The sequence below is a fragment of the Mycobacterium sp. P4_H6 genome (genome assembly GCF_056400845.1).
Window position 1 is genome coordinate 164,035 of sequence record NZ_JBFUKN010000003.1, and the last position, 12,537, is coordinate 176,571.

The 12,537-nt window shown below is 64.8% G+C and carries 14 protein-coding genes and 1 pseudogene; 7 read left to right on the forward strand and 8 right to left on the reverse strand.

The window, feature by feature from the left end; genetic code table 11:
- Window positions 1-13 precede the first annotated feature (13 nt).
- Both AC1DTF_RS02575 and AC1DTF_RS02580 read right to left on the reverse strand, forming a co-directional pair.
- Complete coding sequence (locus AC1DTF_RS02575; protein ID WP_477472925.1) at window positions 14-568, reverse strand: NuoB/complex I 20 kDa subunit family protein; 555 nt, start codon at window positions 566-568, stop codon at window positions 14-16.
- Window positions 559-918 carry an NADH-quinone oxidoreductase subunit A gene (locus AC1DTF_RS02580; protein ID WP_477472926.1) on the reverse strand — a complete coding sequence of 120 codons (360 nt, stop codon included), beginning with the start codon at window positions 916-918 and terminating at the stop codon, window positions 559-561. Before AC1DTF_RS02580 ends, AC1DTF_RS02575 begins: the two co-directional genes overlap by 10 nt.
- Window positions 919-1,042: 124 nt before the next feature.
- Between AC1DTF_RS02580 and AC1DTF_RS02585 the strand changes: the two genes are divergently transcribed.
- Window positions 1,043-1,465, forward strand: a complete 423-nt coding sequence (locus AC1DTF_RS02585) for a hypothetical protein (protein WP_477472927.1) — start codon at window positions 1,043-1,045, stop codon at window positions 1,463-1,465.
- Here AC1DTF_RS02585 and usfY read toward each other — a convergent pair.
- The 3 genes from usfY to cbbX form a co-directional block, all read right to left on the reverse strand.
- On the reverse strand, window positions 1,462-1,776 hold the full coding sequence (gene usfY / locus AC1DTF_RS02590; protein WP_477472928.1) for a protein UsfY: 315 nt from the start codon (window positions 1,774-1,776) through the stop codon (window positions 1,462-1,464). The two genes, AC1DTF_RS02585 and usfY, sit on opposite strands and share 4 nt — an antisense overlap.
- 63 nt (window positions 1,777-1,839) lie before the next feature.
- A complete protein-coding gene (locus AC1DTF_RS02595) occupies window positions 1,840-2,739 on the reverse strand; it encodes a LysR family transcriptional regulator (RefSeq protein WP_477472929.1) in 900 nt (299 codons plus the stop codon).
- On the reverse strand, window positions 2,736-3,716 hold the full coding sequence (gene cbbX / locus AC1DTF_RS02600) for a CbbX protein (protein WP_477472930.1): 981 nt from the start codon (window positions 3,714-3,716) through the stop codon (window positions 2,736-2,738). The genes AC1DTF_RS02595 and cbbX overlap by 4 nt, the downstream gene beginning before the upstream one ends.
- Before the next feature lie 177 nt (window positions 3,717-3,893).
- Between cbbX and AC1DTF_RS02605 the strand changes: the two genes are divergently transcribed.
- Window positions 3,894-4,289 (forward strand): BlaI/MecI/CopY family transcriptional regulator, encoded by a 396-nt coding sequence (locus AC1DTF_RS02605; RefSeq protein ID WP_477472931.1) that lies wholly within the window; start codon window positions 3,894-3,896, stop codon window positions 4,287-4,289.
- Here AC1DTF_RS02605 and AC1DTF_RS02610 read toward each other — a convergent pair.
- Window positions 4,264-5,526, reverse strand: a complete 1,263-nt coding sequence (locus AC1DTF_RS02610; protein WP_477472932.1) for a GAF domain-containing sensor histidine kinase — start codon at window positions 5,524-5,526, stop codon at window positions 4,264-4,266. The two genes, AC1DTF_RS02605 and AC1DTF_RS02610, sit on opposite strands and share 26 nt — an antisense overlap.
- The gene (locus AC1DTF_RS02615) at window positions 5,523-6,194 is read right to left on the reverse strand and encodes a response regulator (RefSeq protein WP_228032067.1); all 672 of its coding nucleotides are present in this window, start codon (window positions 6,192-6,194) and stop codon (window positions 5,523-5,525) included. The genes AC1DTF_RS02610 and AC1DTF_RS02615 overlap by 4 nt, the downstream gene beginning before the upstream one ends.
- A gap of 140 nt (window positions 6,195-6,334) precedes the next feature.
- Between AC1DTF_RS02615 and rpe the strand changes: the two genes are divergently transcribed.
- From rpe to AC1DTF_RS02640, 5 genes are read left to right on the forward strand one after another with little or no spacing between them, the layout of a single operon-like run.
- Window positions 6,335-7,021, forward strand: coding sequence for a ribulose-phosphate 3-epimerase (gene rpe, locus AC1DTF_RS02620; RefSeq protein WP_477472933.1), 687 nt, complete (start codon window positions 6,335-6,337; stop codon window positions 7,019-7,021).
- Complete coding sequence (gene tkt / locus AC1DTF_RS02625; RefSeq protein ID WP_477472934.1) at window positions 7,018-9,048, forward strand: transketolase; 2,031 nt, start codon at window positions 7,018-7,020, stop codon at window positions 9,046-9,048. The genes rpe and tkt overlap by 4 nt, the downstream gene beginning before the upstream one ends.
- 8 nt (window positions 9,049-9,056) lie before the next feature.
- On the forward strand, window positions 9,057-9,998 hold the full coding sequence (locus AC1DTF_RS02630; RefSeq protein WP_477472935.1) for a phosphoribulokinase: 942 nt from the start codon (window positions 9,057-9,059) through the stop codon (window positions 9,996-9,998).
- A 26-nt stretch (window positions 9,999-10,024) separates the two neighbouring features.
- On the forward strand, window positions 10,025-10,714 hold the full coding sequence (locus tag AC1DTF_RS02635; protein ID WP_477472936.1) for an HAD-IA family hydrolase: 690 nt from the start codon (window positions 10,025-10,027) through the stop codon (window positions 10,712-10,714).
- Window positions 10,711-11,763, forward strand: coding sequence for an HAD-IIA family hydrolase (locus AC1DTF_RS02640; protein ID WP_477472937.1), 1,053 nt, complete (start codon window positions 10,711-10,713; stop codon window positions 11,761-11,763). Before AC1DTF_RS02635 ends, AC1DTF_RS02640 begins: the two co-directional genes overlap by 4 nt.
- A 454-nt stretch (window positions 11,764-12,217) precedes the next feature.
- Here AC1DTF_RS02640 and AC1DTF_RS02645 read toward each other — a convergent pair.
- Window positions 12,218-12,537: pseudogene (locus AC1DTF_RS02645) on the reverse strand (dihydrodipicolinate reductase); the annotation flags it as partial.

A 12,537-nucleotide genomic window follows, 5' to 3' on the forward strand; every position in this document is an offset into this window, starting at 1 on the left:
GTGCGGTCGGGCGTCACCGCGGTGGACCTTCGTGGCGGCCGGTTCCCGTGGCTGCAAGGGCTGCCGATTCGGCCGCGCGCACCGCTTCTTGCCGGTTCACTCCAAGCGGCATCTGCTGGATCTGGTCGTGCAGTTTGAGGATCGCATGCAGCAGCATTTCCGGCCGGGGCGGACATCCCGGCAAGTAGATATCGACGGGCACAACATGGTCGACACCCTGAACGATGGCGTAATTGTTGAACATTCCACCCGAGCTTGCGCACACACCCATCGCCAGCACCCACTTCGGCTCAACCATCTGGTCATAGACCTGCCGCAGCACCGGGGCCATCTTCTGGCTGACCCGCCCGGCAACGATCATCAGGTCGGCTTGTCGCGGGGTGGCCGAGAAGCGCTCCATACCGAAACGCGCGATATCCACGCGTGGCGAAGCCGTCGCCATCATTTCGATGGCGCAGCACGCGAGGCCGAAAGTGGCGGGCCAGAGTGACCCTTTGCGCACATATCCGGCAAGTGTCTCGACCGTTGAGAGGAAGATTCCGGCGGGTAACTGCTCTTCTAGTCCCAATTCAGACCTCCCCGCCGCCAGACATATGCGTAGGCCACGAACACTGTGAACGTGAACAGCGCCATTTCAGCCAGGGCGAAGAGGCCGAGGCTGTGGAACGAGACGGCCCAGGGGTAGACAAAGATGATCTCGATGTCGTACACGATGAACAACATCGCCGTCAGGTAGTACCTCATCGGGAATCGCGATGACGCAGCTCCCGGCTCCACGGGTTCGATACCGCATTCGTAGGCAGCACTTTTTGCGCGGTTGTAGTGGGACGGGCCGAGAAGCAGGGACATGGCGACAGATCCGATTGCGAACGCAGCGCCTATCGCCGCAAGCACGGCGACCGGTGTGTACAGATTCACAATCTGCCTTTCTTCTCGTTCTGGCGAGAACCACGATGCCTAGGTCGCCATGCGGTCGGTTACCCCAATGTGGGGGAAGGGGACGGGGATTCACGCGTGCCGGATCAATCGCTAGCATGCGGACATGAGCCAGTCTTTGACCCGACGGGGTATCTATACCCCGCTACAGATCCTTGTTTTCAGCAACAACACCGAAACTCGCCGGCAGGTCGAACTGTCGCTCGGTCGATTCTCGGATGCGCGTCTCGGCACGCCCACGTTGCGTGCATACGCGACTCAGCCCGCTCTTATGGATGAGATATCTTCCGGCACAGTCGATTTGATCATCCTGGATGCTGAAACGTCGCCGTTCGGAGGTATGGGGGTTGTCAAGCAGCTCAAAGACGAGTTACTGCAACGCTTGCCGGTGGTGCTCGTCATCAGCCGGGCGGCGGATCGTTGGCTGGCCAGCTGGTCACAGGCCGATGCCGTCGTGATGTCGCCCATCGATCCTGTCGCACTACGGGAAGCAGTGCGCGCGCTGCTGCAGGAGAATCTCCGGAATTAAGCTGTTGGTCGGCGAAGTTGGCGGATATTGTCCGGATGTTCGGATTCCCAAAGACTTTCGATTCGAAGCACGCGACGGTGCTCGATCACGAGCCACGCAGCACCTCCGGCGATGGCCAGAACGCCGACGGCCCCTGCGGTGGGAATCCACTGGTGGCGCTGATATGCCGCGGCCACCACGCCCCCGACGAGTGACATCGTTCCGAGGACGATGGACAGGTATCCCGGCCAGCTGTAGACGTCGATGAAATGCTCACCGGTGTGCGGCAGAGTGGTGCGGAAATGGTCGGTGGGATCCTTGTAGTTCGCCATGGCAGCCTCCTTGTTGGGTACATACCAGAGCTAACTCGGTCAGCGCTGCCGACCATCCCCCTTCTAGGTGGGCTGAAGGGGGTTACCCGCCGGTCGCCAGCCGAGATCTCGGCGGCCGAGCAGGTGCGCGATGAGCAATTCGGTGGACCCGGTGGACGAGGACTGGGTGACGACATGCCATGGCCGGTCCAATGCTTCGACGGGCAATGGCAACTCCGATAGTGTGCCTGCCTGCAATTCGCGATGCACCGCCTGGCGTGACACCAGCGTGACGCCGAGGCCTGCCACCGCCGCCGCGACAACGGCCCCATGCGATCCCAGCACCATCTGCGGCGGTGAGATACCCAGTTCCTCGAGCAGCGTCATGGTGGTAGCCCTTGTGCCCGAACCCGATTCCCGTAGCAGCCAGGTGGCTTCCGCTGGCTCGAAGCGGCGGTGCGTGTCAGCAGATCCGACCAGCACCAGCGTGTTGGGGCTGACCGCGCGCAGCCGGATCTGACGCAGGTCGGACGGCGGTCGACCCGCGACCACGACGTCGGCCTCATGCCGGGCGAGCATCGGCCAGATTGCGGTGCGGGAGGCCACCTCCAGCTTGCAGTCGACGCCCGGATACTGGGATCTGAAGGAGGCCAGCAGGGCGGGAATCAAGAGCTCGCCCGCCGTGGTCACGGCGGCGAGCCGGATCGAGCCGTGCTCGGGGTCGGCCTCCCCGTGTGCTGCCAGGATGGCCTCGTCGTGGAGTCCGAGGATGGTGCGCGCGTAGTCGACATAGCGTTTCCCGGCGGGAGTCAGACGCACCCCTCGACCGTGTCTGTCCACCAGCGGTACACCCACTTCGGCGCTGAGACTGCCGATCGCGGACGAGATCGCCGACTCCGTCACCACGAGTGACTCGGCCGCCCCCCGCACCGAACCGCTGTTGGCCAGTTCCACCAGCGCGCGTAACCGGGCATTGGTGGTCACGAGTTGTCCGCCGTGATGTCTGTCTGCTCGAACACGCGGCTTGCGAGGAGGTCTGGTGCTTCGATCGTGGTGAGAGCCGCCAGGTCCACCTGCTGCTCGGCGCCGTTCATCAGGCGCCTTGCGTGGCGTAACCGCGCTCGCTCCATCGCGTTGCGGACACTGCGGGCATTGGCGAACCACGGTTGGTCGATCCTTCGGATCAGATACTGCTGTAACGCTTCTCGTCCGCCGGCCGACAGCTTGTAGCCGAGCTGCTCGGTCATCTGGCCGGCAATCTGCTCCAGTTCCGCGACCGTGTAATCGGGGAAGGAGACATGGTGGGCGACCCTGCTCTGCATCCCGGGGTTCGCCGAGAAGAACTGGTCCATCTTGTCGGCGTAGCCGGCCAGAATGACCACCAGGTCGTCACGGTGGTTCTCCATCACTTGGAGCAGGATCTCTATGGCTTCGGATCCGTAGTCGCGCTCGTTCTCCACCTTGTACAGGTAGTACGCCTCGTCGATGAACAGCACGCCGCCCATCGCGCGTTTGATGATCTCTTTGGTCTTCGGAGCGGTGTGGCCGATGTACTCGCCGACCAGGTCGTCCCGTGTGACGCTCACCAGCTGTCCGCGCCTCAGATAGCCGAGCTTGTGCAGCATATCGGCCATTCTCAGGGCGACAGTTGTCTTGCCGGTGCCCGGATTACCGGTGAAACACATGTGCAGGCTGGGCTGCGGCGCGCTGACACCGAACTGACTGCGCATCCGGTCGACCAGAAGCAGCGCGGCGATCTCGGCGATCCGGGTCTTCACCGGAGCTAGGCCAACGAGTTCGCTGTCGAGTCGGTCGAGCACCGCGTCGACGCCGGTATCACGGCGCGCAGCGGCGAGATCGACGACGGCGTCGACGGGTAACAGCTCGACGTGCGGCTCCGGTTCGGCTGCCAGTTGCGGGCCTGACCGCTGGCCTGCGCTCAACCCGAACGAGTGTCCCATGGCCTGGATGCTGCCACGGGTCACTGAACATGTCTATTGAGAATCACCATAGGAATATCAACGGTTAGGTTTATTGTCTCACCGTGGAATCCACCATCTGGGTGAGGCGAGCCACCCTTCGCCGGTTCTATGGTCGGTGAATCGGACCACGGACCAGGTGCATGGAAGGGCGCGCCAATGCCCACTGCTGGACTGTTAGGCAAACTCGAACGCCGGGTGATGGATGAGCTCTGGGGCGCATCGGAACCGCTGACGGTCCGACAGGTGCACAGCATGCTGGTCACGGATCGCGCCGTGGCCTATAACACCGTGTTGACGGTGCTGCGGAGGCTGGCCGATAAGGGTGTCGCCCTACGGCACAGGGAATCCCGAGCAGACCGGTACGCCCCTGTTACCGCGCTCGAGCAGATGGTGGTAGCGCTGATGATCGACGCACTGGGGCAGGCGACGGCGTCCGGCGACCGCTACTCCGCCTTGGCCCACTTCGTGGAACGTGTCAGCACCGAGGAAGCAATGCTGCTCCGGAGAGTGCTCTCCGACGTCGACGTCAGTCGACAAGAATGCCCAGGCTAGGTGGCTGTAACGGGATGGTTGCGGTCACTGCGGTGCCCGATCCCCGGCGTGACCGGATGGTGAGCCGGCCACCGACCAGCTCGGCGCGTTCGGTCATCGACAACAATCCGTAACCACGCGTCTGGGGGTCGCCACCGGCATGTTCGGCAGCATTGAAACCGACTCCGTCATCGACGATTTCCAGAATCGCGATGTCGTCGTGCACCACGAAACTGAGCTTGGCCACACTGGCCGCGGCATGCTTGACGACATTCTGCAGGCACTCCTGGGCAATGCGGTAGAGGGCCAGTTCGACATGCTCGGCCAAGCGGCTTTCCGCCAATTGGACCTCCAGGTCGAGTTGGGGTATCGAACGGGCGAGACTGGCCAGCCCTCCGGCCAATCCGAGATCGTCGAGGACCGGCGGGCGCAGACCACTGATCGCCGCACGGGCCTCCTCCAATGTGAGTCCCACGAGTTCGCGCGCGGCGCCGAGCTGCTCGGATGCCTCATCTACATCATCGTGCATGGCCCTTGCGGCGGCGTCGAGACGATAGGCGAGGGTGATCAACCGCTGCGAGATGCCGTCGTGGATATCACCGGCGAGATGCCTGCGCTCGGTTTCTTGTGCCTCGATGACCTGCTCGACGAAGCTCTCGTGAGCGCGCTGGCGAGCCAACAGCTGCCGGTGTAGCCGGGCCTGATGCAACGCGCCGGCGATGAGCCGGCCGATCACCCTGAGCAGCTCGACGTCGCGCGGCGTGAATTGCCGTCGTTCCACGGTGTAGACCGACAATTCGCCGACCAGTCCACCCGGGTCGGTTTCCATCGGCACCGACACCATCGAGGTGAATCCGGATGTGCTGAATGCGGCGATGGGGACGTACCGTGCGTCGGCCTCCTTGTCCTCGGTGATGACCACCGATTCCCGGTGGCTCGCCACCCACCCGGAGATGCCCGCGCCGAGTGGTAGTCGGACGCGCCCGACCTCCTTGTCGTAGGGCGGAGTCGCTCCGGCGAGCGTCACCGAGCGGTCACCGTCATCGAGAACGTGGACGAAACACACATCGGCGCCGGTGGTGTCGATGATCATGCGTGCCGCGGCGGCGGCGAGAGGCTCGACGGTCGGATCCCGTGACGTGGCCTCGATGAGCGCGCGCAACAGCGCCAGTTCCCCGTCAGCGTCGACGAAGTCACGTACTGCGTTCTGCCCGTTCGCCTGACCGGGCACCCGTTGTGGGGGAGCGACACTCTTCACCGGAAAATGCCCTCTCGCAACGCGGCTGCCACGGCGCTCGTGCGGTCACCGACACCGAGCTTGCGGTACATCGATCGCAGATGGCTTTTCACCGTCTCGTCCCCGATGACCAACCGGACCGCGATGGCCCGGTTGGACAAGCCGCTGACCATGAACGACAGAATCTCGCTTTCCCGCTGCGTCAGTCCCTGCCGGGCGCCGGGCCAGAATTCGTCGCGCTGCAACCTGGCCGCTGTGTCGACCGCGCGAGCTGCCAGGCCGGGATCGATTGCCATCTCGCCGTTTTTCACCAGCTCCAATTGGTGCACCAGATCGTCGCTGCTGATGCTCTTCAGCAGATAGCCCGACGCACCAACTCTCATCGCCTGAAAGAGGTACTGCTCGTCGTCGTACACCGACAACATCACGATTCTGCGATCGGGATTGCGTTGCCGCAATGTCAAACACAGGTCCAGTCCGCTGGAGCCCTGCATCCGGACATCGCACAGCACGACGTCGGGGTCCAGACTCTCGACAACCTGAACGGCCTGCTCGACACCCACCGCCTGCCCGACGACGCGCACTTTGCTCTGAAATCCGGTGAGCATGGCCTTGAGACCTTCGATCACCATCTGGTGATCGTCGACGAGCACAACCCGAACCGGACCCGCAACCGTCGCTGTCATCATGGCAACACGATAGGAGTGCAAGACGACGGAGTCACGCAAGTTCGGCTCCCGGAACGCAATCTCACCCGCACAACCCCCCGTTACGGGGGAACCCGGGGCCTACGCAGGTTCCTAACATCGCGTTGACTCAAGGAGGTTAGATGGACAGGCGCTCGCCCACCATCGTCGCATCGGTTCTGCCCGCTGATTATTCCGACCTCGGTCAGGAGCTGCGGCACCTGGAGAAGGCGGGCGTCGACCGTGTCCAGTGGGACGTGATGGACGGTCAGTTCGTGCCGAACCTGACCTTCGGACCGGATGTCATCGCCGCCGGACGTCCGCATGTGTCTATGGGTTTCGAAGCGCATCTGATGGTGAACGACCCGGACCCGATGCTGGCCACCTGGGTGCAGGCCGGCTGCGAGATCGTCATCGTGCACGCCGAGGCGACCCGGCACCTGCACCGCACCCTTTCTGCGATCGCCGATCTGGGGGCGCGCGCGGGTGTGGCATTGAATCCGGCCACCCCACTGGAGGCTGTCGTCAATGTCCTCGACCTCGTCGACCTGCTGCTGGTGATGACGGTGAATCCGGGGTTCGGCGGCCAGCAGTACATCGCGTCGATGGAAACCAAGATCGCCGCGGCGCGCCGCGAAATCGACCGCAGGGGAGGCGGTATCGAACTGGAGGTGGATGGGGGGATCGGGTTGACAACCATCGAGGGCGCCGCCCGGTCGGGAGCCGACGTGTTCTGCGCGGGATCCTCGATCTTCAAGGGATCAGGAACGATGTCCGATCGCGTCGGCGCGCTGCGCAGCGCCGCGGCACCGGGGGCAGAGAGCCGATGACCGCCGACAGTATGACAGCCGCCGGGCTTCAAGAGCTCACCCCGGAGCTCGATGAACTGGCGATCACCACGCTGCGCTTCCTGGCCGTTGATGCTGTGCAGGCCGCCAACAGTGGTCACCCCGGCCTGCCACTGGGTGCCGCGCCCGCCGTGTGGACACTGTGGTCACGACATCTACGGCACGATCCGGCGCACCCGGACTGGCCCGATCGGGACCGATTCATCTTGTCGGCCGGGCATGGTTCGGCCTTGCTGTACGCACTACTCCATATGTTCGGTTACGGCTTGGAGGCCGCCGAACTCGCCCGATTCCGTCAGCTGGGGTCCCGTACGCCCGGACACCCGGAACTGGGGCAGACCCCGGGTGTCGAAACCACGACCGGCCCGCTCGGCCAGGGACTTGCCAACGCGGTCGGTATGGCACTCGCCGAACGGATGCTGGCTGCTCGTTGCAACGACGAACAGCACACGATCGTCGACCACCGAACGTGGGTCCTGGCCGGTGACGGTGACCTGATGGAGGGAATCAGCCACGAGGCGGCGTCGTTGGCGGGGCGCCTGGGCCTCGGCCGCCTGGTGGTGCTCTTCGATGACAACAACATCACCATCGACGGCACCGCCGACATCAGCTGCGGCGACGATGCGACAGCACGATTCGCCGCGTACGGATGGCGCACGCTGTCGGTCGACGACGGCAACGACGTCGATGCCATCGATCGGGCGTTGGCCATTGCCCGCAAGGATGATTCGGCTCCCACTTTCATCCGGGTACGCACCACCATCGGCTACGGAGCGCCGGGTGTCGAAGGCACTTCCAAGGCGCACGGCAACCCGCTCGGTGCCGAAACGATCGCGGCAATGCGTGCGCGTTGCGGCTGGCCCAGCACCGCGTTCCACGTGCCGGACGAGGTCGCCATGTGCGCGGGCCGACTCGCCGCCGAAGGTGCCACCACACGGGCCGGCTGGGTCCGCGACTACGCAGAATGGACGGTGGACAACTCGAGATTGGCGATCGATTACCGGCTCGATCAGGTGCCGGGTCCGCCCGAAGCAGAGACGTCGGGTATCGACGCGCCGACACAGAAGCCCATCGCGACGCGGCAGGCCTCCGGCATTGCGCTCAATCATCTGGCGTCCCGGTACCCAGCACTCGTCGGGGGATCGGCTGACCTGGCCGCGTCGACCAATACCGGAATTCCCGGCGGGTCCGTGAGTTCCGATGACTTCTCCGGCCGGACGATACATTTCGGTATCCGCGAGCATGGCATGGCGGCGGTGATGAACGGTATCGCCGTACATGGCGGCCTGCGGCCGTTCGGCAGCACATTTCTTGTGTTCGCCGACTATCTGCGCCCGGCATTGCGGCTGTCCGCGTTGATGCATCAGCCGGTCATCTACGTCTTCACCCACGATTCGGTCCACGTCGGTGAGGACGGGCCGACGCACCAGCCGATCGAGCAGATCGAATCGCTGCGGCTGATCCCCGGGGTGACGGTGCTGCGTCCGGCAGACAGCGGAGAGACCGCGGTCGCGTGGGATATCGCGGCACGCAACCTCACCGGCCCCACCGTGCTGATCTTGACCAGGCAGAGTCTGCCGAATCTGGGTGAACATGGGCTCGAAGACCTCCGCGTGAACGGATTTCGGACGTTAGGCGGTTTCCTCGATAAACCCGATGTGCTGTTGGGTGCCAGCGGTTCGGAGGTGTCACTGGCGGTTGTGGCGGCCGAGCTCCTGGCCGAACGTGGTCTGCGGGCGGCGGTCATCTCGGTGATGTGGCGTGAGCAGCTCGCCGCGGTGCTGTCCGAGCGACGCGTCGCCCTGCCCGACGTACCTGCGGTGTGGATAGAGGCCGGTGTCACCGTCGGTTGGCGCGCCCTGGCGCGGGACCGCGACGATGTCATCGGGCTGAATCGGTTCGGCGAAAGCGGGCCGGGTCCGGAGGTGGCCGCCCACCTCGGCCTCACTCCGGATGCGATCGTCGAATCGGCGCTGGCGACACTGGCCCGGTCCGATCACCGTGGTTAGGTCCGCCCGTGTCCGACAAAAGGTTTAAGATCAGCCGCGCTGCCGATAGTCGCCCTCGGCCGGTCATGCTCGCGATCGCCGGGGACAGCGCCGCGGGAAAGGCCACGCTCACACGGGGGCTGGCGCAAACGCTCGGAACAGATCGATGCGTTGTCTTCTCCGCCGACGACTACCAGCGTTTCGATCGCACCGAAAGGACCGGCACGGCGCTGACCCCGGTGCATCCCGACAGCAACTACCTCTCCATCCTGGAACAGCATCTTCAGTTGCTGGCGACCGGTCAGCCGGTGCTCAAGCCGGTCTACGATCACACCACCGGTCTGCGCACCCGGCCGGAACTGGTCGAACCCAACGACTTCGTCATCGTGCACGGGGTGCTACCGCTGCACAGCAAGCTGGCGCGAGCCTGCTTCGACGTCAGTGTTTACCTCGACCCGGCCGAGGACCTACGCCGATGCTGGAAACTGCGGCGAGACACCGTGGAACGTGGATACACCGACGAACAGGTGCAGGAATCGTTCGCGGCCGCGGAGAGCGCATCGGTGTCGGTGATAAGGCCGCAGCGCGCCGAGGCCGATATCGTCGTCCGGTTCGCCGGGATCGACGGACGTGACGATCCGCCCGGGACTCCGCTGTCGGCAGAGGTGTTGCTGCGCAACACCATCGCACAACCGGACCTGGCACAGATCCTTCAGCGGACACTCACCCGGACCGCGCACCTGCGGTTGACCCGGGACACCGATGGAAGGCCGGTGGACAGTCTGCACATCCACGGCTATGCGCCGGCGGAGGAGAACGCCGCGGCCGAGCTACTGATCTGGCGTGCGCTCGGCGAACCCGACACCGAGGTGCCGACGTGTCTGGGGAACACCGGCACCGGAATACGAAGTACACCGTTGGCCATCACACAGATGCTGTTGCGGTATCACATGATGCGTGGTTCTCGATGATGTGCGAACGCCCATCGCTGTGCGCTGTGATCTTCGATGTCGACGGCACGCTGGCCGACACCGAACGTGACGGGCATCGCCCCGCGTTCAACGACGCCTTCGCCATGCACGGCATCGACGTGACATGGGATCCCGAGCAATACGGCCGACTGCTGCAAATGACCGGCGGGCGCCGTCGCATCGCGGCCGAACTGCACCGCTTGGGCTATGCGGAGGCAGAACTGCGAGCCGCCGAGATCCATGCCACCAAGACCACCTTGTTCCGTGACCGCATCTTGGCCGGCGAGGTGCGGCCCCGCACCGGGCTGCGGGACTTCGTCATCAGCCTGGTCGATGCCGGTATCACCATCGCGGTGGCGACCACCGGAAGCCGCGCCTGGGTGGAACCACTGGTGGATGAGCTCATCGGTCACGGCGTCGCCGATGCCGTGCTGACCGGTGACGACGTCGATCGTCTCAAGCCAGACCCCGAGGTGTACCTCAAGGTCCTCGACCGGCTCGGCGTTCGCCCCGAAGAGGCAATCGCGGTGGAGGATTCGTCCGTCGGTTTACGCGCCGCGGCAGCCGCCGGGATTGCGACATTGGTGATCACCAACGGGTACACCTGCGGGCAGGACTTCACGGCGGCGGCTGCCGTGCGTACCGGATACGATGGGCCGGAATCGCTCACCGCCGCGATGTGTCAGCGCATCCATCAGCAGTGGTGGGCGAGATGACCGTCGCGGCCGGATCGCTGGTGTCCGAACACGATTGCCTGTTGCTCGATCTCGACGGCACCGTGTACCGGGGTGCCGAACCCGTCGACGGGGCCGTCGCCACCTTGACCGACCTCGGTGTGCAGAGCCTCTTCGTCACCAACAACGCCTCACGCGGACCCGGTGAGGTGGCGGCCCGGATGCGCCGGATGGGGTTCAGCCTCCGGGACGACGACGTGGTCACCAGCGCACAGAGTGCGGCCCGGCTGCTGGCGAGCCGGCTGCGTCCCGGCGCACGGGTGCTCGTGGTGGGAGCGGACGCGCTTCGTGCCGAAGTGAGTGATGTCGGTTTGTGCCCGGTTCGAGCGGCGGGCGATGATGCGGTGGCGGTCGTACAGGGCCACTCCACCCGAACGGGATGGGAAGATCTCGCCGAGGCGGCGCTGGCCATTCGAGGCGGGGCCTGGTGGCTGGCCACCAACCTCGATAGTTCGTTCCCGACCGAACGTGGGCTGCTTCCGGGAAACGGATCGATGGTGGCGGCGCTGCGCACGGCGACCGGCGGCATTCCTGACGTTGCGGGAAAGCCGCAGCCGGAGATCCTGCGGGATGCGCTGGCACGTGGCCGGTTTCAGTCGCCGCTCGTTGTCGGCGACCGGCTTGACACCGATATCGCTTGTGCGAATGCTGCGGGCCTGCCGAGCCTGCTGGTGTGCAGCGGTGTGACCGCGCCCGGGCACGTGCCGGCGGCGCCGGTGGGGCAGCGACCCACACATGTCGCAAGGGATATCCGAAGTCTCAGGTACCCGAGTGTGAGCAGTCGGATCGGCCGACAACCCTATTGGCGTGTGGAGGTCGACGGCGATGCAGTGACGGTGCTGTCGACGGGAGTCGCCGACGATGGCGATGGCTTGTCGATCATCCGGGCGATCGCGCACGAGTTCTGGCGGATCGATACCGGTGAAGGTGAAGGTACACCGGCAATCCGCGCGGGTGACGACCATGCCCGGCGAGCCTTGGAGGCCATGGAGGTTGTCGAGCGGTCACGCCGAGACCACACCGCGGTGTAGTCGGCCTCGGCAACCAAGCGCCGAAGGCAAGTTCAGCGCTTGGGCCCTGCGTCGGTGGGCTCGGTCCGTGACCACCCGCGTTTTGGCGGAACTGCGAACGCTGGTGCCGTCCGTCGAAAGCGCAAGTGCCTGAGCCTTTTCGTGCCGCAATTCCGGATAGCTGACTGATTAGTACATAACGGCTACCGTCAATCGCACAAGCGTCGCAGGCTTCGACCGTCAAGACGGCAGCCGAACAGGCCATCCCACTGCTGTCAATACAGGTGCCTGCGGCCACCTGAACCACACCGCCTCCGAACGTCGGACGCGGGAATCGAATCGCCGGCCGATGTGATCGCGCTGCGGCCTGTCGGGATCATCCGTGTTGATGGCGGTGTTCACCGTGATGCATGATTTTCGCAGCCGTCCACGTGGGTGCCGGCGCCGTCGGGGCGTGCGTCAGCCTCGCCGAGACCTAACCGGCGAAGCGACCGGTCACCGGCGGCAGATCCTTGAGGGTGGCGATGCCCGGGGCCGCGGCGACCACCGCGGGCACCGCGTTGGTGACCGGCAGGGCGGTGTAGATCATGCCCAGGCCCATGAATCCCGGTTCGGTCCAGTCCTTGGGCGGCAGGCAGTGCAATACGGTGCGCATATTCGGTAGGCCGAACACCTGGATGACGTGGCCGTGCTCAAGCGGTTTGGGCGGCGTGACATGGTCACCCATCGTCCAGTTGAACCCCACGCTGACGACATTGCGGTCGCCGACCCAGCCGCGGTGATAGCCGAGCACGC